The organism is Citrobacter sp. CF971, assembly GCF_006385635.1.
GTDB lineage: Bacteria > Pseudomonadota > Gammaproteobacteria > Enterobacterales > Enterobacteriaceae > Citrobacter > Citrobacter freundii.
In genome coordinates, this window is sequence record NZ_CP041050.1 from 46,008 (window position 1) to 69,903 (window position 23,896).

The following is a 23,896-nucleotide window of genomic DNA, read 5'->3' on the forward strand; positions in this document are numbered from 1 at the left end:
ACGTCCGGTTCGGGGAGGAGAGGCAGGGAAATAGTCCGACTACGCCCTGCCTCTTACTCTACTCCGCACCTGGCAGGGCTGGCTGTATCTGGCGGTGGTTATCGAGCTCTTCGCCCGTAACGTGGTGGGCTGGTCGATGAAGCCCACTCTCTCACGCGAACTGGCGCTGGATGCACTGATGATGGCGGTCTGGCGGCGAAAACCGGACGGCGAGGTCATCGTAAATAGCGATCAAGGTAGCCAGTATGGCAGTGACGACTGGCAGCGCTTCTGCCGGGCCAATAACCTGGCTCCGAGTATGAGCCGGCGTGGCAATTGCTGGGATAATGCGGTGGCCGAATCGTTCTTCAGTTCACTGAAAAAAGAACGTATCAGGAAGAGAATATACAAAACCCGGGATCTGGCCCGGGCGGATATCTTCGATTACATTGAAGTGTTCTACAACCGGGCCCGGCGCCACAGTCATCTCGGTGGCGTCAGTCCGGAGGCCTTCGAACAGGCCTCCGTCGTGAGGACAGAATTTGTCCACTGTTGTGGGGGTAGTCCATAAATGATTCTGAGGTGTCTGTTAAACCCATGGCGATTCATTTCTCTGTACCTTTACGTGCTGTGCCTAGATCCATAGCTAACTTGTGGTTGAAACCTGCATACCATAACACTATTATATTTGTACGGCATACCTCCGTACATGCTATCGCCTTAAGTCCCGAACTTAACAAAACAGTCCGCTCTTTCAGATTAAAGAGTGGCCTGGGAGAAAAACCATGTCAGCACTGAAAAAGCAGCGCATTGACCTGAGATTAAATGAAGACGACAAACACATGATCGAAGAAGCTGCAGCAATGACTAACCAGTCAATTTCGCAGTTCATGGTCAGTACCGCCTCAGAACGCGCTGCAGAAGTTATTGACCAGCACCGTCGTCTGCTCCTCAATGAGGAGTCCTGGAACCTGGTTATGGATGCAATCACTAATCCGCCAGTACCGAATGACCGGCTGAAACGCGCCGCTAACCGTCTCCGGGAACTGGAGTAATAAATGGACGGTTTAAGGATTGAGATTTTTTCAGAGGAAGTTGAATATGAATTAAGCAACTTCGATTGTGGAGAAGAGTATCTGAATACTTTTCTTACTGACCATCTGAAACGCCAGCACAACAGTAAGATTTTGCGTGGCTATCTGCTCGTGACGAGAGAGGATAAACCACGTGTTATGGGGTACTACACGCTGTCTGGCAGCTGCTTTGAGAAAACACTTCTACCCAGCAAAACGCAACAAAAGCGCGTCCCCTACAAAAATGTGCCGAGCGTGACTTTAGGCCGTCTGGCAATTGATAAAAGCATTCATCACCAGGGATATGGAGAAACACTTGTTACCCATGCTATGAAAGTCGTGTATCAGGCCTCGCAGGCTGTGGGTATACACGGAATGTTCGTGGAAGCGCTGAACGACAACGCCAAAAAATTCTACCTTCGCCTGGGTTTTATACAGTTAAAAGAAGAAAACAGTAATTCGCTCTTCTACCCGACAAAATCTGTTGAAGAATTGTTCGAAGTAAAAGATGAATAAAACTGGTTTAGACTGATCCAGTAAAGCCGTACCGCTTACATAAAGCAGCCTGGTCCTATTACGGTATTTTTGCCGAAATCAGGCCTAGATATCGTCCAGCAGGCTGTTCAGTTCGCGCCGGTCAAATTCTTCCTGACTCATCAGCGGCCAGCGGATAAGGCGGGTGAGGCGGGAAGCCTGATCCGGCGTAAACCCGAATCCGGCCAGCATCGGTGTCATCAAATGGCCGGTATCTTCTTCATACCGATCCGAGCGAAGGGCATCAGGAGTCCCCTCCACGGCTTTTGCCAGCGCCAGGAAACGCTCCTGTAACGGTTGTTCCTTATTACGCCAGCCTGGCTTCACTGCTTTAAGGTGCTCCGGGTTTGTTGCGGATAACCCCTTCACATCGTATTGTCGCAGTGCCCTGAGCAGGTGCTGGTACCAGGTTACTGTCGTGGATGAAGCCTGTCCGCCGGGAAACTCAGCCCCTTTCAGTGAAGGTGTACCCTGTTCCAACGCGGTGCTTTCGTTGATCTGCAGGCGGATATCAATGCCGGCATCGTGACAGGCCTGTAACCACTCCGCCACCTGCAGGGGGTCGCTTTCGAGGCGCGTCACCTGCCCGGCAGAGGTCCACAGCTGCAGGCAGGTGGTGCCGTCAAGACGGATAACGTAGTCTCCCCGGCACGCCAGATGCCAGCGATCACTCAGCTCCACCGGGCGGTCGTCACCGAATGTGTCGGACGCATACACCGGCTTTAGCCGGACCAGGGGCAGGACCCGGACCACCGTCGCGCGCTGCTCAGTCTGCACTCGTTCGCGTTCGGCGGCCAGCAGGGGGACGGCGATTGCCCGTCCACTGTCCGTCAGCTCGACAGCCAGCTGCAGATTCGGCGCACGTAGCGTGCGCAGCCAGCCCGAGGCTTCCATGCGCCGGCAGGAGGCACGCAGGTTCGGTCCGTACACCGGGGCGTCCCCACCCTGCTCCAGCAGATGTTCCAGGTCCCGGGTACGGACACAGGTAATGTCATTGTGCTCAAGACCTGCCAGCACAATCAGCACGCGCCGCTGCAGCGGTGACGGACGGCGGACGTTCACCGTTGTCACGATGTCAGTCCTCTATCCTAAAGACGAGGGTGTGCAGGCGCTGCCAGTCGGCCTCAATGCGTTCATAATCTCCCACGCCTGAATAGCCACGATTCACCAGCCTGTGCCAGAAATGCAGGAAGTCCGTTGCTTTACTCAGCTCCTGAGGATAGTAAGGGCCTTCCTTGTTGAGATCACATTTCTGTATCGACTCCTCGGCTTCCTGCAACAGCTGCTCATAGCTGAGTGAAAACGTCACTTCCTGATCCATCCTGCACGCTCCGTTTGATGATGTGTGGTTATATAATAAATCATACTAAGAATTTTTATTGCTATTTTAGTTCAAATCATATCAGATATGATTGATAGTAAAGTGATAAATATCATACCTAGTATGATTTTGTTTGTATTGTTATAAAATCATATCAATTACGCGTTTCCCACCGTGTAGATCCGAAAAGCGGTAAAGTCGGATCTTTACTGAGGAGCTGATTTAGATTGAGTAGGTTTACAATTGAATGAGGTTTGCTGAGTGGGTTTAGGACAAATGAGCAAAGTCAGTTATAGCAGCTAATCGCCGCATACGGTCCGGATTGCCGCAATTCGAAAAATCACGCGGAAGGTAGCTCCAGCGGAAAAGTTAAGCCTTGCCAGAGACAAGCGAGCATGTCCTCAACGTACAACTCCATCGCGCAACGTTCAAAATTCGGAGATACGAACGTCGTTTATGAAATGTGCGGACGCGGATACAAATCTAGGTCGAAAAGTGCAGCCATGATATAGCCGAGGTTACTGAGCAGTTGCAGCAGCTGACCGGAGCAACGAGAGCCGAATATTTCGAAACAGGGGGATTTCGAGTAGACTATAACTTCAAGGCCAAACCTTAAGTGATAAGTTAATAAGGTCTGTTTTGAAATGCGCTAAGCGTACAATAATTTCAGATATCAAAACTGACCATTATAACAATATGTCAGTTTTGATTTTCCCTGCAGCGCAATACACTCTTTATCAGTGCGTTTCAATAATTATTCAACTTATGAAAATGCTGAATATTGTGCTATCGACCTCTCTGTCATGGCTGTCATAAATTTTAATTTCCATATGATGTAAACCATGATAACTGGTACTTTCGGAAATGTCAGCATGCCACTGGCCTGAGTAGTAACTCATCATTCTGTCTTTTTTAACTTCCTTCAATGCAGAATTTTTTTCAGCTTCAGGGCCAGTATTCCTCTTTACCGCCTTGACAGTATACGGTTGTCCTGCTGGAGCACTAAATATTACATGGAAGTTAAGCGACATTCCTTTATCAAGACTTTCTGAGCATGGACAATAAAATTTTTTTTCAACATTATTTGCGGTTGCAGTCAGTACAACGGATGTATTTCTACTTTCTATTCCATATGGCAAAAATTTAAAATATGCTTCGTTGTCAAAAACATACTGCAAATAATTTATTTGTGATCCTTTGACTCTATAGTTAGGTTTTACATGCCGATAATAACGCTTGAATTCTGTACCATCTTCATTTTTCGCCCATTTCCATTTGGTGGACAGATACTCCGCCCCTAAACCAAGCAGTGACTTGAGGTTTTCACCAATCATGATCTTATCTGTATCAGCCGCTTGCTGAAGTTTAGCCGCAACATCAACGTGATATGAAGTTGCCGTTACTTCAAATGCACCTGAAACACCGTAGTTTCCCCATACGATTTCATCATCTTTAGCGTAATCGATGCCCAGCCTGACGCCTATACGATCTTCCGAACCCTGATCGCCCAGTTCTGGCCGGATAACCTGCTCCATAAATTCAAGTATGTATACACCGGCGTTTATGGCATCAATCGCGCTGTCAATTTTTTTGCCTTCTATGGCCTTATTTTCACTGCGGAAAAATGCCATTACAGCATCGCCCATAATACGATGAACATGACCATCAAAAGCCTGAATTATTTCAATGACATATCTGATAATTGTGTTCTTTATATTAAACACCATCTCAGGTGGATACGTTTTTCCCAGCTTGGTAGACCCTGCGATATCAAAAAACATCGTCACAGCATAGCCGTTACGGAGCTCATCGTTTACCCGGAGATCGTCAAAATCAGGATGGCAGCCGATAGCCTCATTAACTTCAGTGTTTTTACAAAAAACTTTACGTAACTCAGCTTTTACATCCCGGAATATGGTTGGCATAGCATCTTCAGCATAGCCTTCAAGGCTTGCTTTCGAAAAAACATCAGCACTATCATTACGTATCCCTTCTTTCACACTTTCAAAAATCGCTTTCTGCTTTGAATCTGCGTACACATTCGATTTTCTTAAGTTGCCCAATTTCATATCACTGCTGACATCCATTCGGGCTTTACCAAAAAGTTCTTTAAATTGCGTGCTCATTATATTTCCTTATACAAAGAAAATGATTAAAGTGTTAATCATTAAAGGTATTGCGGCAAAAAGAATTAAAAAGATTGCAAGACGATGAAGCCGGTATTTTTCGACCAACCCTTGAGAAAGGGTATACTGCAACGAAATCATTGTGCTGGTTATTTCATTAACATGCATTGTCTTTATTACTTCTTCAAATTCTTTTTCCGAATCAAATTGTTTCACGGTGTCTATAAATGAGTAAAAATTTCTCTTTGAAGTCGTTTTAATGTAGGGAATAACAGTTTTACCAACGAAAAAGTATCCGGATAAAAGTAATACTACGGAAACGAGCATTAATGACTTGAAAATAATAGCCAGATCATGACAACCTTTTACTTCCAAGTAAGCTACTGCACTTCCGGCGTTAGTGCCTATAGCTGCCAGTATGGCTGTAATAAAGGTAATAATTATAGTGGATTTGGTATTGGCATAGTTATGAAATCCGTCAGTGCGGGTAATCATCTTCTGAACCAGGTCGATATCAAACTTATCTTTTTCATCTAGAGGCATGCTCTTATTCCTTTTTGCATCAAAACATCTATCCCGGTTGTTTGATACAAGCCTGCTCAAATACTGGGTAGTATGTCTTGATGACTGGACCGACGTATACTACGATTTTTTAACGATGTTTATTGTTGATATCCTACTTAAAACTGAATTTTGTTTCCACTTATTAAATAACGAAAAATTACCTTTCTTGTTTATGTCGTTTTAACTTGAGGTCCTGAAACCTTGCAAACCGGAACTATCACGCTCGGTTGTCAGCGAGGAAAGTGGGTGGCGGGACGGCCGTTTACAGAGAGCAAGTTGGCTTCTCTGAGGCCCTGTGATAGAAGGCTGGTGAGTATCTACGTCAAATCACGGACAGAAGTGGGTTTGTGCTTCTCCCTTTTTCATGTGTGTAAACAGTTTACCTCTAACCAGAACGGTGTTTATAATCACTTGTCGTCACCTCGGGTGTTCCCCTCTGCGCTTTTTACCGCCTGTAAATGGTTACAGGGACTTCCGGCAGTAGCCGGACTGTAAAAGGAAACCCGCCATGAAACCGAAAATTGTACCCGTTGTACGGTATACACGTTTTCGTTTCGGGCGCGTAGAGCATGTGCGTAATCACATGCGCTCGCTCCCGACGCGTTAAGTGAACGGTACCCGCAGGTGGCGATACATCCTGTTTAATCCCCTGTTTCCGGCAGTTCTTTTGATTCCCCCATCATTGTCAGATAGTGATCATCGTCATCAGTCTGAATAAACACTCTTCTGAACATTTTCAGATAACGTTCCTTATCGATAACGCCGGTCGAAAAGATATTTCGGCCATCCGAATGAGAGTGCCGGTTGATAGCCCGGTAAAAGGAATCATATTCTCCGGCATCACTGTGTTCGCTTGCCAGAGACTCCAGGGCCTCTTTAAGTTTTTCATTCTTGCAGGCAAAGCTGAAATAATACTCAAGAATATTCCTCATTGTGTTAAACAGCACAACGGGCTGGGTTTTCTCATCCCTGACATCTTTCAGGGTCTGCCATAATGCCTGATATTCATTGAGCATTTCGTGCATGGAAAGCTTTTCACAGGAGCTGTAGTCAGACTTAATGATTCGGAGCAGAGACCAGTTTACGGGTGCTTCTCTGTTATCCTGCAGGCGACCACTGTTTAACAGTATTTCTTGGAAGAAAAACATATTGTGAGTCAGTATCACAACATGTCTCGCGGCAGCTGCCTTAATAATCTTCCGTTTAATGAGTGCTGCGACTTCATAGATATAGTTATGTGACAGGCTGGAAATTGGATCGTCAATAACTATGAGTTTATTTTCAGGATTAACGGTTTCGGGAGTGAGACTTCCCGAGCACGATTCAATAAAGTAGAGGAAGGAAACGATGGTTTTTTCACCCTCACTGAGGGATTTGAATACTTCCGCCTTTTCAGGTTCGTTGCCCCGGCGAAGGCGATAAAGCTTCATTTCGTCATCATGACAGATAATCTCAAACCCGGTTATTCCCAGTAGTCTTAGGTTTGCATTGATAATATTGATGGTTGGCTGGATGTCGGAGAGTTGTCCGGTCAGCGTATTCGTCTCATCATCCAGTGTTTTCTTACCGGCAGCTAGGATCCCAACTTCACGCAATCTGGTGTCGACTTCGTTCTGCAGCTCGCCAAGCTGCCTGTCACGTTCAGTAAAGAACTCATCGCAAATCCTTCTCAGATGCGCCATCACATCCGCGCTCAGGGTTCTCTTTTCCTGGCCAAAGTTCTCCGCCAGCCGGTTGTTTTCTCGTACCCGGGTATTAAATGCGTCCACTTCATTCTGAAGCGATGAAAGAGCGGACTGTATATTTTCAGGCGTTATCGCCTGAGACGGTTCTTTTAATTTATTGAGGAACTGCTGCAGTAAGATCTGAACCCCTTTATTAACGGTTTTCACCAGAGAAAGTATCGGACTCCCCTCATCAACGAAAGCATGGGTCGCAACACGGCGTTCAAATTCGGCCAGGTTATCACAGTCCTGAGCAAGTCGTTCTGCGGCCTGGCTCAGTGTTCCAAGAGAAGTCTGATATGACTCATCAAACATCTGAATAAGTTCGCGCGAAAAGGCCATGACATTAAAGGACTGCTGGCAGAACGGGCAGACATCGTCGTGTATATAATGCTGCCCCTGGCGCACCCAGTCTGCATTACCGATTTTTTGAATGAGTGCAGAGAATTGCGTGCTGCTTGCAGGCATAACGGGTTCCTGCATCAGTTTTATTGCTTCTTCCGTTAAGACAGTTGTTGGGGGAATATGAATTTCGCCGACAAGCGTTCCTTCACTTTGACTTAACATCCGCCATTTATCAGTCAGTGCCTCAGTTGTGGTACGCACGTCTGAAAGTGGTGTTGCAACCATACGTTCGTAAAACGATCTTTTAATTTTAGCGCCATCAAGAAAATCACTGAGACTTTTTCTGTCATTTACTGTCCTGTTAAAAATGTCTCTGGCACAGTGGTCGACGATCGTTTCTTTCATCCCTTCTTTTTCTGCAATCTCCTCATTAAGTTTCTCCAGGCGGGCACTCAGTTTTGCTCTTTCTTTATTATTACTGTTTATTTTATCCTGGCTTTCCTGATTGGCCTCACTGAGAGTGAAGATCCCGGGCTGATAGTCCGCACGGGCAAATTTGCTGTCAATATACTCTTGATTAAAGACCTGATAGTGGCTGATGTGAGGGCTCTCAAATGCGCAGTGCCGGTATTTATCTGCCTGACTGTCATAAAAATAGCCAGAGATCGTGGATTTTCCCGAACCGTTCTGGCCATAGATGAGCGTCACTTTGCTGCTGAGATCAAAGCAGATATCCCTGTCGGGCGCGTAGCTTCTTACGCCCCGGATCCTGAGTTGAGCCATTCATTTTCTCCTTATCCCTGAATTTTTTTGAGCCTTTCCATCGTAGCCCATTTTGCATTCGGGTTGTGCCATGCCGATCAGATTTATCTGAACCATTCTTGCGTGACAAACCTGACATGACAGGAAGTGATGACCCACGTAATTTTTTCGGAGAATTATTGCGATAAGGGAAATAATAAACTTTATTTGTGCCTGCTGGTTATTAATAACTTTTAAGCAATAATAAAGCTGCATTACTGTTTAATGTGCATTAGTATCATTCCTCCTCCATACAGATCCGATTTCTGTGAGTTCCGGATCTGCTTTCCGGCCTCCGGTGCGCAGCGGCCCGGAAACACAAGATGTAGCGGTGTTACCAGCTGAGGATGACGCTATATGTTGTGTCCCTCCCCTGCCCCGCGACCGGCCGCTCACCACCGGAAAACGCCGCTTTGCTTATTCTCTCACCGTGGCACACTTCCGGAAACTTCGTAAAGCGCGAAAAGTCGGATCCGGACGGAACGGCCGTCCTGTAATTTAACGGCGTGGCTGTATGGCTGCTTGTTATCTCTAAGGTGATTATTTTGTATGTGAATTTCACGAAGTGAAATTAATGGCGACATAACAGTATGTTTCAGGCGGGCGTGAGTCAGCTGCATCCTTACGCTATACTGATATGCATATCATCAGTATGTATTCCGGAGTGCATTATGAAGCAGCGCATCACTGTCACCATAGACAGCGACAGTTATCAGTTACTGAAATCCGCAGACGTCAATATCTCCGCCCTGGTGAACAGGGCCATGCAGAATGAGGCCCGTCGTCTGCGTTCCGAACGCTGGCAGGCTGAAAATCAGGAAGGGATGGCCGAGGTTGCCCGCTTTATTGAGATGAACGGTTCATTCGCCGACGAAAACAGGGACTGGTGAGATGCAGTTTAAGGTTTATGCCTATAAAAGAGAGAGCCGCTATCGTCTGTTCGTGGATGTGCAGAGTGACATCATCGATACCCCCGGGCGACGGATGGTGATCCCGCTGGCCAGCGCCCGGCTGCTGTCGGATAAGGTTTCCCGTGAACTCTATCCGGTGGTGCACATCGGGGATGAAAGCTACCGCCTGATGACCACGGACATGGCCAGCGTCACGGCCTCCGTCACCGGGGAGGAAGTGGCCGATCTCAGCCACCGGGAAAATGACATCAAAAATGCGATAAACCTGATGTTCTGGGGAATTTGACAGCCTCCCCGCCCTGAAAGACATCGAGGATGTCAAAACGAAGCATTGCCGCAGAGCTTAACCCTCAGCATGAACTGCCCTCCGGAGCGGATGCCCTGCAGGCTTTCGCGGGGTCAGCTTAAACGAACGGTTCACACAAACACCCTTAAGTCAGTAAAAGGAAACCAGATGAACAGAACTGATGGCGAACCAGAGACAGACGTGATGGCCACCGCTTTCAGCACCATGCGCAAGTACGGCATGAATATCATCACCGCCACGCAGCATATGGATATTAATGCTTACGTGAAATCCGATCCGCGGATGCCGAGAACGCGGCTGCGTCGTTACCTGGGACAGTACGGCCTGCGCGGTGAGGCCCTGAGCGCGGAGGTAAGACGTATCGTCGCTGGCCCTGAACGACCAGATAACACGCTGAAAGCCGGAATCTTCTATACGTGGCCCTATGGCTGGGAGCCTGCGGATTTCACGCCAGTGATGAGGCGCATTTTCAAGGGAAAGCGCACCCGCCATGTGATGTTGTTTGATGAACTGCCTCAGCTGTTTGGCAAGAATGACTATTGAACCGGATACTATTTTTGAGGCGAGGTATGGGTACACCAACATTTAGCTCATTTAACGATGTGGTCCGGGAGCTTGAGGATGTATATGGCCACCAGGAGCTGTGGCTTTATTCTGGCCTTAATGAGGACAGCCCCATCGAGACAGCCCGCAGGCGTCAGAAATGGCGATCTCCAAAAATTCTCAAACGAAACGGCAGAATGGTGGCAGAACAATCAGGCCAGCCTGATTTCTGGGTGCTCACGGGTGACTACCATCTGCCGCAGTCTGAACACAGCGCTCCGCCGTGGAAAGCCTGCCTCATCAATAAGGTCTTTAAAGTGTATTGTTCACTTCACTGTTAGGGAAAAAAACATGACCGACTGTGTTACCCGGACTGGTGACGACAAAACAATGTGGCTCGTGACATTGCCGGAGATCATTACAAATAACAGTACCCGCCAGGAGGAAAATCTGGTCGTTATTCTGAGCAGGGAGGAATCGTGGGGGCCAACTTCTGACCATTTTCCCGACGGATTGTACCGGGTCTCCTGCATAATGACACTGTACCTTGCCGATACCGAACTGACGAAGACTCAGACTTTCACTGCAATCTACTGGCCTCAACAGAAGGCCCTGCATCTGTTTACAGATGAGTTCAGACTGGAACGCCGCCTGCAGGGACTCGGCCTGGGTAGCTGGATCACGCAGCAGTTTGTTCTCTGGGCCAGAGGCCTTCCGCCAGCAACCCTGGTTTTGCCGATTGAAATTTCCCGGGTTGATGAAGAAAACGAAGAAAACAAGATCCGGAGGGACAGGCTGTGGCACGCAATGGGTTTCCGGTTCCCGGCGGGGGAAACCAGCTCAATGCCGCTGCGGGCAGACGAACTGCAGTTGCCACGGGGCAGGTGCTCAACGCTCCGGGTGGAGCCCCTGGTATCCGCGGTACGCCGGCTGGAAGACTGTTATCGCGGGCTGCAGGAAAAAATCGTGCAGCTCGAAGGCAAAAAACGGTCGCAAAAACAGTTAATTACTTCACTTAAGAATCGTCCATTTTATCATCTGTTGCACAGGAAAGAGGGCCAGCTCCCGGACGAGAAATGTGACGCCCTGCCGCTGCGGGCAGAAAAACTGTCTCTGCCGCAGAGCGGGGATTCAGACCTGGAGGTGGCGCAACGGGCAACCGGGGTCATCCGGCTGGCTACCCTGTGTGCTCAGTCGCAGAAAAGAATCCTGGAGCTGGAAAGGGAGCTTGCCTCGCAAAGTGAGGAGCTCGTTGACCTGCAGGCACATCCCTTTTTTAACCTGCGGGATAAATACCGCGGCCAGATCCTGTTCTGGGGATGGGGGATGGGTTTTCTGTGCTTTATCTACTGGATGTTGGTGTCATGAATGTTCCCGTTCCATAGCCACCCACTGAAGAGGAGTGAAACCTGTGCCCGAAAATATCGTGTCTACCGTCATTGACGGGGTAGTTTTGTTTGTGACTTCGTCTGTTTTCTGGCTGGCCGTCGCTGGCTGGTTAGTCATCCTGACTCCGGTAATATTACGAAGAAAATTCTCGGCAAAGAAAAAAATTAACAGAAATTATGAATAACCTGGTTCCAGTTGGATCTCCGGCATCTCCCGGAACATTGCTCCCGGTGGCCATCGATTACCCTGCCGCCCTCGCCCTGCGCCAGATGGCGCTCGTGCAGGATGAACTGCCGAAATACCTGCTGGCGCCGGAAGTCAGCGCCCTGCTCCATTACGTGCCGGATCTTCACCGCAAGATGCTGCTGGCGACGCTGTGGAACACCGGCGCGCGCATTAATGAAGCGCTCGCGCTGACCCGGGGGGATTTTTCGCTGGTGCCGCCGTATCCGTTCGTGCAGCTGGCCACGCTCAAGCAGCGCACCGAGAAAGCGGCCAGGACGGCAGGTCGTGCCCCCGCAGGCAGTCAGGTCCATCGTCTGGTTCCCCTTTCCGATCACCACTATGTCAGCCAGCTGCAGATGATGGTGGCCACCCTGAAAATTCCGCTGGAAAGACGAAACAAGCGCACCGGCAGAATGGAGAAGGCACGTATCTGGGAGATCACAGACCGTACCGTGCGCACCTGGCTTAGCGAAGCGGTGGAGGCCGCAGCGGCCGACGGGGTGACGTTCTCAGTACCGGTTACCCCCCATACGTTCCGTCACTCCTACGCGATGCATATGCTGTACGCCGGCATACCTCTGAAGGTTTTGCAGAGCCTGATGGGCCACAAATCGATCAGTTCCACGGAGGTCTATACGAAGGTGTTTGCGCTCGATGTCGCGGCACGGCACCGGGTGCAGTTTGCTATGCCGGAAGCTGAAGCTGTTGCGTTGATAAAAAAGTTAACCCCAAACCAATCTACATAGGTCAACTATGGGTAATACCCCAGGTTTCGACCTAAAGTAGTTCTTGTGTGGGAAACAGTCCAAGCTTAATGGGGGCTTATCCAGCCTCACTTTTTACAGCTTTCAATCACATTAATTATGTTCAGAAAGGCCCTCATTGCCCTAAAGAAAAAAAATGCAGCCATGAAAATAAGGAATAATTGAGATACAACTCCTGCTAAATCATGGTTGCTACCAGCCACTGATAGCAACGTAAATAGTAATGCAAGCGAAAAATGTAAGGCGATTGTAGTATTTGAATTCATGTATATCCCCTTATGTATAGGACTGAGGCCATCCGCAAATTTTCACTATCGCGAAGTTGTTGCCTCGATATAAAAGGTGTTACCACCCTGAACAAGATAACAAGACAACAAGATAACAAGATAACAAGATAACAAGATAACAAGATAACAAGATATTATCGTTGTTTCGCTTCTGCGATTAATCTGGATATCTCTGTTTTTGATAAACTTTTTAGTGCCTCTACCGCTGCCCTGACTACGTCAGAACGATTCACTCTGCTTTTACCTGAAATCATTTCACCCGCTATAAGATCATCAATGTCTTTTAAGTTTTCTTCAAAAAAGGAAATGCTCACTGGTTTTGCTTTACTTACAGCCAATGGTCTCTCTGAAGTCACTTTGGTATTATCAATACCAGCAGTACCACCGTTAATAAACGCTGCCTCATCACGAGATGGAGTATTTGCTCTATTTCTCACAGAATAACCTCTTTAACTAACGATTCGATTTCTTGTTGTGCTTTGTCATTTTGCGTTTCAAAAATTGTCATTGATTCTGCCCAGGCATCTCGATGCGCTTTTCGATCACAAACTCGGGAACTAGCCAGACGCATTTCAGGATAATCCTTGAGTACGTCAGCTGCCTGATTTGCTTCATTGACAAACATGTTCGTGGGCGTCATGTTTAAAACGAGATATCCCCGGACGTCCTCATTAAAATCTTTTGCTGCTGTAAAAACAGAGCATGTATGAGGCACTACATCCAGGTCCATCTGAGAAGGCCGCAACGGAGAAATGAATACGTCAGCGGCCATCAACCCACTACGCATTTCTGCACTGTCGCGGCCAGCACAGTCTGCGATGACAAAGTCATAAGATTTCTCGTGTTCCTTTAGCATGGCTTTGATGTTGCCTGTTGCGCCAGTAACCGGAATATGGGGAAGATCTTCAGGACGATTGTTGTACCAGGTCAATACAGATTTCTGGTCATCTGCGTCGACAATGATCACTCTATTGCCCAGTGACATCAGATACGCAGCTATAGATACCGCCAGTGTACTTTTACCAACCCCACCCTTTTGACTACCCAATACTATTATCATCATAGCCTCATATTAAATTGTTAAGTTAACAACTTAATATTGCCAAACAGGCGACAATATTGCAATTTCTTTATTAAGTTAATATCTTGTTAAGTTGTTAACTGTGTGATTTATAACTGAATTGTTTTTGTATCTTAACAAATTAGTAAGATGTTAGGATAACAAGATAACAATATAACAAGATAGCAAGATAACAAGATAACAAGATAACAAGATGGCAAAGTGGTGCCTTTATCCGAAATCCCCATAGAACCACATAATGCGGCTTTCAACTCCAGGCTACCTTTAGGGAGGGTAGTATCAACCAGTTATGACCGCGTGAAGCAAAAAGTGGGGCGTAGTGGGAAGCCTTTGAATCTTCGGTGTGTCGAAGTGGGGAGTCGGTGAGACAAATTTGGTAAAAGGTGGTGAGAAGCGGGATAGCTTCTCACTTCTATCCAAAAAGGTGTGTTGAAGTGGGAAGGTGCGTAAGGGCACTGTTGCAAATAGTCGGTGGTGATAAACTTATCATCCCCTTTTGCTGATGGAGCTGCACATGAACCCATTCAAAGGCCGGCATTTTCAGCGTGACATCATTCTGTGGGCCGTACGCTGGTACTGCAAATACGGCATCAGTTACCGTGAGCTGCAGGAGATGCTGGCTGAACGCGGAGTGAATGTCGATCACTCCACGATTTACCGCTGGGTTCAGCGTTATGCGCCTGAAATGGAAAAACGGCTGCGCTGGTACTGGCGTAACCCTTCCGATCTTTGCCCGTGGCACATGGATGAAACCTACGTGAAGGTCAATGGCCGCTGGGCGTATCTGTACCGGGCCGTCGACAGCCGGGGCCGCACTGTCGATTTTTATCTCTCCTCCCGTCGTAACAGCAAAGCTGCATACCGGTTTCTGGGTAAAATCCTCAACAACGTGAAGAAGTGGCAGATCCCGCGATTCATCAACACGGATAAAGCGCCCGCCTATGGTCGCGCGCTTGCTCTGCTCAAACGCGAAGGCCGGTGCCCGTCTGACGTTGAACACCGACAGATTAAGTACCGGAACAACGTGATTGAATGCGATCATGGCAAACTGAAACGGATAATCGGCGCCACGCTGGGATTTAAATCCATGAAGACGGCTTACGCCACCATCAAAGGTATTGAGGTGATGCGTGCACTACGCAAAGGCCAGGCCTCAGCATTTTATTATGGTGATCCCCTGGGCGAAATGCGCCTGGTAAGCAGAGTTTTTGAAATGTAAGGCCTTTGAATAAGACAAAAGGCTGCCTCATCGCTAACTTTGCAACAGTGCCTCGAAGGCGTCGATCAACAGGCCTTTATGCTCTGTCGCCGGATCGGTGATCGCGTAGATGTTGGAGGCATCTTCGCCGTCGTCCCCGCTCTCGAGGCGCAACGCCGCATCGACGCGAATGCTGCATGCATCGAGGGTTGACCCTAGTTCGAGATCGACGAGATTGCCGTCCTTGACGCGGTATTCGCGGTCATAGCCTTTGGCGATGAATGACTGGACTGCTTCTAGAACGTCGGTCACCTGGGAGGTCATGGAAGCACCTTCATCTTGAACTGGATTGGACACGCTCGCGCACAAAGCGCGCTGTGACTCGGCGGACGGAGAAGCTCGCGAAGTGCGTTACTCATAGCCACTTGGCCTTCTTGAAGCGCATGAATAGGAGAAGGCAGAACACCGCTATCACTCCGAGCACGACGAAGTAGCCATATGGCGTGTCCAGTTCCGGCATGTGCTTGAAGTTCATGCCATATATTCCGGCGATCGCCGTCGGGACCGCCAAGATCGCCGCCCAGGCCGCGAGCTGGCGAGTGACCACACCGATCCTTTGCGCTTCCAGAAGGCTGCTGGCCTCGAAGACCGTGGACAGGACAAGCAGGAGGCCGTCGACCATGGACTGCACGCGGTGGACATGGTCCGCGACGTCGTGGAAATATGGTGTCATTTCGGCGCTGATGCAGGGAAAGTGGCCGCGAACGAGCTTTCGCACCAGCTCGGCCATAGCCCCGAGCGTGCGCTGGAACCGCGTGAGTTCGGACCTTAGTTCGAAGATTCGCGCCACCTCTTCTGGCTCGAGGAAATCGTGCAGCGACCGTCGCTCCATCGCCAGGACGTCGTCCTCGATCATTTCGAAGATGGGCAGATACTGGTCGACCACTCGGTGCAAGATCGCGTGCAGCACATAGTCGACACCCTTGCCGAACTGCGTCGGCGATGCCTCGAGTTGCTCCCGAAGTTTGCCCAGCGCTCCGGCATTGCCGTGCCGCACGGTGATAAGGTGATTGTGACCGGTGAAGATCGCCATCTTGCCGTAGCTGATCCGGTCGCCGACCAGCTCGGCGGTCTGGGCGACGACGTACAACTCATCGTTGTAGACCTCGAGCTTGGGCGGGCACAGCGGGTGCATGGCGTTGTCGATCGCCAAAGGATGGAGGTTATACGTCGTCTGGATCGCGCTGAGTTCGTCTGCGGTGGGCTCGCTAAGCGCGATCCAGCAGAAGCCCGAGCGATTCTCGTTTAGTTCGACGTGCTCATCGAGCCTGATTTCACGGACTCGCTTACCTTCGTTGTAATAATATGCGGCGATAATGGTCATGCAGGCCTCGCAGGAATTCGCAGGCCACGCTGTACAGCCGGTCGCGCCAGCCCGCGTTCGAGCCATGCCTGCACGTTCGAATAGCTGCTTAGGCCGAGGATGTCGCCCGCTGCGTAGAATTCGACCAGCGCATTCACCCAGCCAAACGTCGCAATGTCCGCGATCGAGTAATCATCGACAATCCATTCGCGGCCCTCCAGCCGGTGATCCAGGACCCCGAGAAGACGCCTGGATTCATCAACAAAGCGCTGCCGAGGTCGCTTGTCCTCATAGTCCTTGCCGGCAAATCGCAGGAAAAAGCCTAGCTGTCCGAAGGTCGGCCCAACGCCCGACACCTGAAAGAACACCCAGGCCAGAGTCTCGTACCGCTGGGCGGGTGTTGTTGAGATGAGCTGCCCCGTCTTGTCGGCCAGATAGATGAGGATCGCACCGGTTTCCCATATGCCAATGGGCTGGCCGTCAGGGCCAGCCGGATCGATGATCGCGGGTATGCGGCCGTTGGGATTCAACGACACGAACGCTGGATCCTTCGACTCGTTGTTCGAGATGTCGACGAAGTGGGGCTCATACGGCAGGCCAGTCTCCTCCAGCATCATCGAGACCTTGACGCCGTTGGGCGTGGGGGCCGCGTATAGTTGCAAGCGATCCGGATAAGATGCTGGCCAGCGCTGCGTGATGGGAAAGGAGGAGAGGTCTGTCATATCTGGATCCTGGCACTGCGACGGCGGCTGAATGGAATGATCTGCTTCAAGGCCGGGTTCGACGACCGCGTCGATTGACGCGGTCGTCGGAGGTTGCGAACCGGATCGGCGCGGCACTAACGGCAGCGAAGCCTATTCCGCTGCAGCCCCGGCCGCAGGGCTCACATCGCCGGCCTCATGCCGCTTTGGAAGAACCCAGTCGGGACGGACGAAGTGGCAGGTGTAGCCGCCCGGCCGCTTCTCCAGATAATCCTGGTGATCGGGCTCGGCCTCCCAGAACTCGCCGACCGGCTGGACCTCGGTCACCACTTTGCCATCCCACAGCCCCGAGGCATCCACATCGGCGATCGTATCCTCGGCGACGCGCTTCTGCTCCTCGTCGACATAATAGATGCCCGACCGGTAGGAGAGCCCACGATCATTGCCCTGGCGGTTCAGCGTCGTCGGATCGTGGATCTGGAAGAAGAATTCCAGGATGTGCCGGTAGCTCGTCACTGTCGGGTCGAAGACAATCTCGATCCCCTCGGCATGCGTGCCGTGATTACGATACGTGGCGTTCGGAATATCGCCGCCCGTGTAACCCACACGGGTCGAGATGATGCCGGGCCGCTTGCGGATCAGATCCTGCATGCCCCAGAAACATCCTCCTGCGAGAACAGCGCGCTGATGCATGTTAAGCCTCCTCTACTTGATCGAGATATTCACCGTATCCCTCGGACTCCATCTCGTCGCGCGGGATGAAGCGAAGGGACGCAGAGTTGATGCAGTAGCGCAGACCGCCGCGGTCGGAAGGACCGTCCGGGAAAACGTGGCCCAGATGGCTGTCGGCGTGTACCGACCTGACCTCCGTCCGGACCATGCCGTGTGCACTGTCCCGCACCTCGTTCACGTTTGCCGGAACGATCGGCTTGGTGAAGCTGGGCCAGCCAGTACCCGAATCGAACTTGTCCGTTGAAGCGAACAGCGGCTCTCCCGACACTATGTCGACGTAGATGCCAGGTTCCTTGTTGTCGTTGTGCTCACCCGTGAAGGGCCTTTCGGTCCCCGAATCCTGGGTAATCCGGCGTTGCTCGGGGGTCAGGCGGTCAACTGCTGCCTGTGACTTCTCAAACTTCATGATAGTCTCCAATAATTAATCTAAATAGATGCGCGGAATAGTAGATCACTGAAAGGGAACTCAGCCCGGATTGTGCGATCTGATCAATCGCCAAACCAACCAAAACCACCAACCGGACTGAGCGATGCCGATCATAGCACCAATACCCCGTGGCGAACGACGCCTGATGCAGAAAGCTATTCATAAAACGCGCGATAAAAATCATGCCCGCAGACTCACGGCCATGCTGATGCTTCATCGGGGTGAACGGGTCAGCGATGTTGCCAGAACTCTCTGTTGTGCTCGTTCATCCGTTGGTCGCTGGATTAACTGGTTTACGCACTCAGGTATTGAAGGCCTGAAATCCTTACCCGCAGGGCGCTCCCGACGCTGGCCTTTTGAACATATCTGCACCCTGTTACGTGAGCTGATAAAGCATTCTCCCGGCGATTTTGGTTATCAACGTTCACGCTGGAGCACCGAATTACTGGCATTAAAAATCAATGAGATAACCGGTTGCCAGTTACATGCAGGAACCGTTCGCCGCTGGTTGCCATCTGCGGGGCTTGTATGGCGCAGGGCCGCGCCAACTCTGCGTATCCGTGACCCACATAAAGATGAAAAGATGGCGGTAATCCACAAAGCGCTGGATGAATGCAGCGCAGAGCATCCGGTATTTTATGAAGATGAAGTGGATATCCACCTTAATCCTAAAATCGGTGCGGACTGGCAGTTGCGCGGACAGCAGAAACGGGTAGTGACGCCGGGGCAGAACGAAAAATACTATCTGGCCGGCGCACTGCACAGTGGCACGGGTAAAGTCAGCTACGTGGGCGGCAACAGCAAAAGTTCAGCGCTGTTTATCGCTCTGCTGAAGCACCTGAAAGCCACTTACCGGCGGGCGAAAACAATCACGCTGATCGTTGATAACTACATTATCCATAAAAGCCGCGAAACACAGCGCTGGTTGAAAGCAAATCCCAAGTTCAGGGTAATTTACCAGCCGGTTTACTCGCCGTGGGTGAATCATGTGGAACGGCTATGGCAGGCACTTCATGACACGATAACCCGTAATCATCAGTGCCGCTCAATGTGGCAGTTACTGAAAAAGGTCCGCCATTTTATGGAAACCGCCAGCCCATTCCCCGGAGGAAAACATGGTCAGGCAAAAGTGTAGCGGTATTAGGCGCAGCTATTTAGAGAGCTCGACACACTGTCATTTATCTTTGCAGTCATTGCGCCGACTATCGCAGTGCGCCCCAGATTTATCCAATACGCTGCGCGTATAGTTTCCATAGCGCCGAAGCTCTTCACGTCGTGATTCAGTTCCACTCATACCGGGCTGCCAGCTGCGCGATGTTCCGTATCTCGACCGTTGCCGTGGAGCCGGATACTGTCGCGATCACGACTTCGCGCTCCAAGACAAATCCGTCGATCGGCCGAGTGACGAGGCCTTGCACGGTCGGCGATCGTTCCGGAAGAATGCATATGGCGTGGCCGTCAGCGACGACCCGTTGCACCCAGTCCTCGCGATCTGATCGAAAGCGAGGTCGCATGAGCAAGTCCCGTCGCGCGAAGTGATCGAGGATCCGATCGCGAAACTCGCATTTCAGGCGATCGACGAAAGGAAACTCGAGCAGGTCTTCGCCGCGCACGATCTCGTTGGCAGCCAAGGGATGGTTTGCAGAACAGCCGAGCACGAAGCGCTCCCGAAATAGAGGATGCACATCCAGCTTGCGTTCCGGTCTTGTTTCACGCGGCATGATGCACGCGTGGTATTTTCCTGAAAGCACCTCCGATGTGTCCTCGTTCGACTGGAGCGAGTGCAGCTTGATTTCGATGGATGGCATCTCCGCCAATGCGCTCTCGAAGAATGCCGTAAATTCCTTTGGTCCGACGGTGGGCGCGACGGCGACATCCAGCACGCGGTGCCCCCCCATCGCCCAGTGCTCCGAGTGATTGCGAACGCTCTTCATCGCGACCACCATGCGCCGGAATTCTGCCTCGACGTCATGGCCAAGGCCAGTCAGGCGGCTGTTCTTCCCGTCGCGATAGATCAGCGGCCCGCCAAGCTCATCTTCCAAGCGGCGGATCGCGCGGGTCAGACTTGGCTGTGACACACCGCTCAAGCGAGCGGCCGCTGTGAAATTCAGCGTCTCGGCCAAGTTGATGAAATAGCTGACTTGATTGAGTTCCATAGTCCTTTGGCCCACGCGCCTGACTGATACCTCTTCCGTGAGACCGCCTTTGGAAAGCAGGTCGCAGAAGTATGCTTGGCGCATATAATCATGGTATAGGGGCTTGTCTATATGCGCCAGACATATAAATGATAGCCTGAGATGACGATTACCGGTTGGCGGTGCGCTCCGCTCAGCTCCGTCGAAGGTTCTGAGAGCGCAACCGCCAAGCCGCGTGCTGGAGGTTTGATGGACATGGCAGGAAGATCATTTACGTTTGTCAGTGGGGCTGGCTCTCCGCTGTCCGGGCACCTCGAACCGCCGGAAGGGACGCCGCGGGGCTGGGCGATCTTCGCCCACTGCTTCACGTGCGGGAAAGACAGTCGCGCCGCTGTTCACATCTCGCGCGCGCTGTCGCGTGCGGGCATCGGGGTCTTGAGGTTCGATTTCGCCGGGACCGGGATCGGCGGTGGGACGGGAGAACCTGTGAACTTCGCGTCGGACGTCGAGGACCTTCGGGCCGCCGCAAATGCGATGGCGGCGGCGGGCATGTCACCGTCCCTCCTCGTCGGGCACAGCCTGGGTGGCACCGCTGCGATCGTAGCCGCCGCCGACATGCCTGATATTGCGGCGGTAGCGACGATTGGTGCGCCGGCCGACCTTCAGCATATCTTGCGCCTCTTCGGACCGAATGATCTGGACACCATCGCGAGCGAGGGCGAGGCCTCGGTGGAGATTGCCGGTAGGCCCTTCCTCATTCGCCGAGGGTTCCTTGAGGCGGTTGAGGGGATCGACGTCGAGAAGGCCATTGCCTCCCTGCGACGGCCGGTGCTGGTCATGCACTCTCCGCTGGATCAGGTGGTCGGCATCGACCACGCGTCGCGCATCTTCGTCGCGTCCAGGCACCCTAAAAGCTTCATCTCGCTCGACAACGCGGATCACCTTCTCACCGACGTCGCGGACGCGAACTACGCCGCGGCCATGGTGGCGGTTTGGGCGAGCCGCTTTCTCCCACCACTCAGCGCGGATCTTCCGCAGGTCGAGGTTGCGGAGGGCGTCGTCTCCACCGAAACTCTTGCAGGGACGTTCCAGCTCAAGGTCCGCAGCGGCGAGCACACTCTGTTCGCCGACGAGCCAGCATCGGTCGGTGGCCTCGGGACCGGACTATCTCCCTACGAACTCGTATCTGCCGGCCTCGCAGCCTGCACGGTGATGACGATGCGTCTCTATGCGAACCGCAAGGGCTTTCCGCTCGAACGGGCGAGCACGACCGTGCAGCACGAGAAGGTGCCGGACATGATGCCACCCGACCGGTTCACCCGCACCATTGTCCTCGATGGGCCGCTGAGTGATGATCAGCGCGCTCGGATCCTCGCGATCGCTGATCGGTGTCCCGTCGATCTGAGTCTCATCCGGGGTTCGGACGTGCAGACCGAGCTCTTGAGCGCCAGTCAGGCTGCGGATCCCGCGAGGCTGGCTTGACCGTGGCGCACACGGAGGAGGGCGAACGGACTGTGAGCCAATCGCCTACCGGCAATAGGGCGGCCGCGACAGAGCGAGCAATTCTCGCAGGCGGCTGCTTCTGGGGCATGGAGGATTTGCTGCGCCGAGCCAGGGGAGTCATTTCGACGCGTGTCGGTTACACAGGCGGAGAAATGCCTGATCCGACCTACGCGAGACATTACGGCCATGCGGAAGCAGTGGAAGTGACCTTCGACCCTTCCGTTCTCGCCTATCGCTCGCTCTTGGAACTCTTCTTCCAGATACATGACCCCACGACCTACGAGCAACAAGGCAGCGATGTCGGTCCGAGCTATCGATCGGCGATTTTCTACACCACCGAAGTGCAGAAGGAAGTCGCCCTCACAACCATCGCGGAAATCGAGGCATCAGGAAGCTGGCCAGGCCCGGTCGTGTCGGAGATCAACCCAGAAGAACCCTTTTGGGAGGCGGAGCCAGAGCACCAAGAATACCTGGTGCGCTATCCTGGGGGCTATAGCTGCCACTTCGTGCGCCCGACCTGGCGGTTGGACCGCTCAGACGAACGCCCAGCTGTAATACTTGACAGAAAGAGTTGATGATGACCGAAACCGTGACTAATCAGGCCGCCTGGCAGAAAGCGCCGGGGCAGCCACTGAGGATCGGTGTCACCGCTCTGCCGCATCTGGCGGCGAACGAGATATTGATCCGCAACGCGGCCATCGCGATCAACCCACTCGACTGGATTCTGCAGGACGTCGCGCTTTTGCCATGGCTCGACTATCCCGCGATTCTCGGCAGCGACGTCTCCGGTGAGGTCGCGGCGGTCGGTGGCGCGGTCGAGCGGTTCAAGGTCGGCGATCGAGTCATCGGACAGGCGGTCGGGACAACCGTAAATCAACCTGCGCAGGGTGCGTTCCAGCACCACACGATCGTGCTGGACCACATGGCGGCGCCGATCCCCAACAACATTGCCTTCGCTGATGCGGCAGTCCTCCCGCTTGGCCTTGGCACCGCCGCAAGCGGGCTCTACGGACGGACACAGTTGGCTCTCGCGCCACCGTTACACTCGCCGACCGCGCGTCCAGAGGTCGTTCTGGTCTGGGGTGGATCGTCGAGCGTTGGCTGCAACGCCATCCAGCTCGCGGTGGCGTCGGGCTACAGGTGCGTCGCCACCGCTTCGGCGCGCAACGTCGGCCTGTTGAAGGAGCTGGGTGCAAGCGAGGTTCTTGACCACTCGAGTCCAGCCATCGTGGAAGACGTGATTGAGGCAATGCGCGGGCGCAGTCTCGCTGGAACGCTTCACGCGACCGGTCACATGAAAGACTGTTTTGCCGTAGTTGCGAGATGCGAGGGCTCGCGCCGGGTGGCAGCGACGCTGGCCCCGCCCGACGAGCGTTCATTTGGAGTCGAGGCGACGCACATCTCCGGGACGAGCCTCAAGGATGACGAGGTTGGTCCAATGATCTACCGCGAATTCCTGCCGCAGGCTCTCGCGGCGCGCACGTTCGTCCCCGCCCCTCCGGCGAAGATCGTGGGCCAGGGCCTTGAAATGCTCCAGGCTGCCTTGGAAGCCCTGAAGGCGGGTGTATCCGCAGCGAAAATCGTCGTTACCCTGCCTTGAGTGACCAGCCAGGCGGTTTTTCGCGTTCGCAGTCTGAGGTGGCCCGCACTTTGCCGATTGGGAAGCTCTACCGGGAAAACGCGTTTGGGACGCGCGCTGCGCTCCTGCCGGAGCATGCGTTCCCGAAACCTGTTCCCGACTGCTTTTCCCCGAAACTACCTATCGGACATAGAGAAATGGGAATGCAGCGAGTGGTTTGAACGGCCGCTTCCGAAACCGCGTTCCGATCAATTGAGCGGCTAAAAGTGGGGCGATCACCGACA

General features: G+C 52.2%; 26 protein-coding genes and 2 pseudogenes. 15 read left to right on the forward strand and 13 right to left on the reverse strand.

Features of this window, described 5'->3' with window-relative positions:
• Nucleotides 1–52: 52 nt before the first annotated feature.
• The 3 genes and pseudogenes from E6P06_RS03260 to E6P06_RS03270 form a co-directional block, all read left to right on the forward strand.
• Nucleotides 53–550, forward strand: a pseudogene (locus tag E6P06_RS03260) (IS3 family transposase); the annotation flags it as partial.
• Between the two features lie 214 nt (nucleotides 551–764).
• The gene (locus E6P06_RS03265) at nucleotides 765–1,034 is read left to right on the forward strand and encodes a DUF1778 domain-containing protein (RefSeq protein ID WP_048213818.1); all 270 of its coding nucleotides are present in this window, start codon (nucleotides 765–767) and stop codon (nucleotides 1,032–1,034) included.
• Nucleotides 1,035–1,037: 3 nt separating this feature from the next.
• The gene (locus E6P06_RS03270) at nucleotides 1,038–1,568 is read left to right on the forward strand and encodes a GNAT family N-acetyltransferase (RefSeq protein WP_048213819.1); all 531 of its coding nucleotides are present in this window, start codon (nucleotides 1,038–1,040) and stop codon (nucleotides 1,566–1,568) included.
• Between the two features lie 84 nt (nucleotides 1,569–1,652).
• Here the strand turns inward: E6P06_RS03270 and E6P06_RS03275 are convergent, their stop codons facing one another.
• The 5 genes from E6P06_RS03275 to E6P06_RS03295 all read right to left on the reverse strand — a co-directional run bounded on the left by E6P06_RS03275 (nucleotide 1,653) and on the right by E6P06_RS03295 (nucleotide 8,449).
• Nucleotides 1,653–2,657 (reverse strand): hypothetical protein, encoded by a 1,005-nt coding sequence (locus tag E6P06_RS03275; RefSeq protein ID WP_048213820.1) that lies wholly within the window; start codon nucleotides 2,655–2,657, stop codon nucleotides 1,653–1,655.
• Nucleotides 2,658–2,661: 4 nt separating this feature from the next.
• Nucleotides 2,662–2,907: a hypothetical protein gene (locus E6P06_RS03280; RefSeq protein WP_048213821.1), complete on the reverse strand. Its 246-nt coding sequence runs from the start codon at nucleotides 2,905–2,907 to the stop codon at nucleotides 2,662–2,664.
• Between the two features lie 758 nt (nucleotides 2,908–3,665).
• Nucleotides 3,666–5,033: an adenylate/guanylate cyclase domain-containing protein gene (locus tag E6P06_RS03285; protein WP_230324193.1), complete on the reverse strand. Its 1,368-nt coding sequence runs from the start codon at nucleotides 5,031–5,033 to the stop codon at nucleotides 3,666–3,668.
• 9 nt (nucleotides 5,034–5,042) lie between these two features.
• Nucleotides 5,043–5,576, reverse strand: a complete 534-nt coding sequence (locus tag E6P06_RS03290; protein ID WP_048213822.1) for a hypothetical protein — start codon at nucleotides 5,574–5,576, stop codon at nucleotides 5,043–5,045.
• 662 nt (nucleotides 5,577–6,238) lie between these two features.
• A complete protein-coding gene (locus E6P06_RS03295) occupies nucleotides 6,239–8,449 on the reverse strand; it encodes an AAA family ATPase (RefSeq protein WP_048213823.1) in 2,211 nt (736 codons plus the stop codon).
• Between the two features lie 274 nt (nucleotides 8,450–8,723).
• On the opposite strand from E6P06_RS03295, the pseudogene E6P06_RS03300 reads away from it, so the two are divergent.
• From E6P06_RS03300 to E6P06_RS03335, 7 genes and pseudogenes are all read left to right on the forward strand, one after another.
• A pseudogene (locus E6P06_RS03300) lies at nucleotides 8,724–8,969 on the forward strand (hypothetical protein); the annotation flags it as partial.
• Between the two features lie 169 nt (nucleotides 8,970–9,138).
• A complete protein-coding gene (ccdA, locus tag E6P06_RS03310; RefSeq protein ID WP_001568025.1) occupies nucleotides 9,139–9,357 on the forward strand; it encodes a type II toxin-antitoxin system antitoxin CcdA in 219 nt (72 codons plus the stop codon).
• 1 nt (nucleotide 9,358) lies between these two features.
• A complete protein-coding gene (gene ccdB / locus E6P06_RS03315) occupies nucleotides 9,359–9,664 on the forward strand; it encodes a type II toxin-antitoxin system toxin CcdB (protein WP_139934942.1) in 306 nt (101 codons plus the stop codon).
• A 168-nt stretch (nucleotides 9,665–9,832) separates the two neighbouring features.
• A complete protein-coding gene (locus tag E6P06_RS03320) occupies nucleotides 9,833–10,228 on the forward strand; it encodes a hypothetical protein (RefSeq protein WP_017899885.1) in 396 nt (131 codons plus the stop codon).
• Between the two features lie 26 nt (nucleotides 10,229–10,254).
• A complete protein-coding gene (locus tag E6P06_RS03325; RefSeq protein WP_053389906.1) occupies nucleotides 10,255–10,569 on the forward strand; it encodes a hypothetical protein in 315 nt (104 codons plus the stop codon).
• A 10-nt stretch (nucleotides 10,570–10,579) separates the two neighbouring features.
• Nucleotides 10,580–11,596 (forward strand): hypothetical protein, encoded by a 1,017-nt coding sequence (locus E6P06_RS03330; RefSeq protein ID WP_017899884.1) that lies wholly within the window; start codon nucleotides 10,580–10,582, stop codon nucleotides 11,594–11,596.
• Between the two features lie 197 nt (nucleotides 11,597–11,793).
• Nucleotides 11,794–12,588, forward strand: a complete 795-nt coding sequence (locus E6P06_RS03335) for a site-specific integrase (RefSeq protein WP_004197635.1) — start codon at nucleotides 11,794–11,796, stop codon at nucleotides 12,586–12,588.
• A 439-nt stretch (nucleotides 12,589–13,027) separates the two neighbouring features.
• On the opposite strand, the gene E6P06_RS27735 is transcribed toward E6P06_RS03335, so the two are convergent.
• Entirely contained in the window at nucleotides 13,028–13,330 is a 303-nt protein-coding gene (locus E6P06_RS27735; RefSeq protein WP_071571079.1) for a hypothetical protein, read from the reverse strand.
• Nucleotides 13,327–13,953, reverse strand: a complete 627-nt coding sequence (locus E6P06_RS03345) for a ParA family plasmid-partitioning AAA ATPase (RefSeq protein WP_004197649.1) — start codon at nucleotides 13,951–13,953, stop codon at nucleotides 13,327–13,329. Before E6P06_RS03345 ends, E6P06_RS27735 begins: the two co-directional genes overlap by 4 nt.
• Nucleotides 13,954–14,488: 535 nt before the next feature.
• On the opposite strand from E6P06_RS03345, the gene E6P06_RS03355 reads away from it, so the two are divergent.
• Nucleotides 14,489–15,193, forward strand: a complete 705-nt coding sequence (locus tag E6P06_RS03355) for an IS6-like element IS26 family transposase (protein WP_001067855.1) — start codon at nucleotides 14,489–14,491, stop codon at nucleotides 15,191–15,193.
• A 33-nt stretch (nucleotides 15,194–15,226) separates the two neighbouring features.
• Here the strand turns inward: E6P06_RS03355 and E6P06_RS03360 are convergent, their stop codons facing one another.
• The 5 genes from E6P06_RS03360 to msrB all read right to left on the reverse strand — a co-directional run bounded on the left by E6P06_RS03360 (nucleotide 15,227) and on the right by msrB (nucleotide 18,374).
• Complete coding sequence (locus E6P06_RS03360; RefSeq protein WP_106931107.1) at nucleotides 15,227–15,496, reverse strand: hypothetical protein; 270 nt, start codon at nucleotides 15,494–15,496, stop codon at nucleotides 15,227–15,229.
• Between the two features lie 91 nt (nucleotides 15,497–15,587).
• Complete coding sequence (locus E6P06_RS03365) at nucleotides 15,588–16,556, reverse strand: magnesium and cobalt transport protein CorA (RefSeq protein WP_032640602.1); 969 nt, start codon at nucleotides 16,554–16,556, stop codon at nucleotides 15,588–15,590.
• A complete protein-coding gene (locus E6P06_RS03370) occupies nucleotides 16,553–17,257 on the reverse strand; it encodes a glutathione S-transferase N-terminal domain-containing protein (protein ID WP_004099038.1) in 705 nt (234 codons plus the stop codon). Before E6P06_RS03370 ends, E6P06_RS03365 begins: the two co-directional genes overlap by 4 nt.
• A 132-nt stretch (nucleotides 17,258–17,389) precedes the next feature.
• Nucleotides 17,390–17,929, reverse strand: coding sequence for a peptide-methionine (S)-S-oxide reductase MsrA (gene msrA / locus E6P06_RS03375; protein WP_004099036.1), 540 nt, complete (start codon nucleotides 17,927–17,929; stop codon nucleotides 17,390–17,392).
• Nucleotide 17,930: 1 nt separating this feature from the next.
• Nucleotides 17,931–18,374 carry a peptide-methionine (R)-S-oxide reductase MsrB gene (msrB, locus tag E6P06_RS03380; protein WP_004099035.1) on the reverse strand — a complete coding sequence of 148 codons (444 nt, stop codon included), beginning with the start codon at nucleotides 18,372–18,374 and terminating at the stop codon, nucleotides 17,931–17,933.
• Nucleotides 18,375–18,498: 124 nt separating this feature from the next.
• On the opposite strand from msrB, the gene E6P06_RS03385 reads away from it, so the two are divergent.
• Nucleotides 18,499–19,530 (forward strand): IS630-like element ISEc33 family transposase, encoded by a 1,032-nt coding sequence (locus E6P06_RS03385; RefSeq protein WP_032425611.1) that lies wholly within the window; start codon nucleotides 18,499–18,501, stop codon nucleotides 19,528–19,530.
• 145 nt (nucleotides 19,531–19,675) lie between these two features.
• Here E6P06_RS03385 and E6P06_RS03390 read toward each other — a convergent pair whose 3' ends face one another.
• Nucleotides 19,676–20,551, reverse strand: a complete 876-nt coding sequence (locus E6P06_RS03390) for a LysR family transcriptional regulator (protein WP_011191349.1) — start codon at nucleotides 20,549–20,551, stop codon at nucleotides 19,676–19,678.
• A 228-nt stretch (nucleotides 20,552–20,779) separates the two neighbouring features.
• Here E6P06_RS03390 and E6P06_RS03395 point away from each other — a divergent pair, with 228 nt between their 5' ends.
• The 3 genes from E6P06_RS03395 (at nucleotide 20,780) to E6P06_RS03405 (ending at nucleotide 23,633) form a co-directional block, all read left to right on the forward strand.
• Nucleotides 20,780–22,012 carry a bifunctional alpha/beta hydrolase/OsmC family protein gene (locus E6P06_RS03395; RefSeq protein WP_004357650.1) on the forward strand — a complete coding sequence of 411 codons (1,233 nt, stop codon included), beginning with the start codon at nucleotides 20,780–20,782 and terminating at the stop codon, nucleotides 22,010–22,012.
• 107 nt (nucleotides 22,013–22,119) lie between these two features.
• Entirely contained in the window at nucleotides 22,120–22,608 is a 489-nt protein-coding gene (gene msrA / locus E6P06_RS03400) for a peptide-methionine (S)-S-oxide reductase MsrA (protein ID WP_045269765.1), read from the forward strand.
• The gene (locus E6P06_RS03405; RefSeq protein WP_004357654.1) at nucleotides 22,608–23,633 is read left to right on the forward strand and encodes a zinc-binding alcohol dehydrogenase family protein; all 1,026 of its coding nucleotides are present in this window, start codon (nucleotides 22,608–22,610) and stop codon (nucleotides 23,631–23,633) included. Before msrA (E6P06_RS03400) ends, E6P06_RS03405 begins: the two co-directional genes overlap by 1 nt.
• Nucleotides 23,634–23,896: the final 263 nt, after the last annotated feature.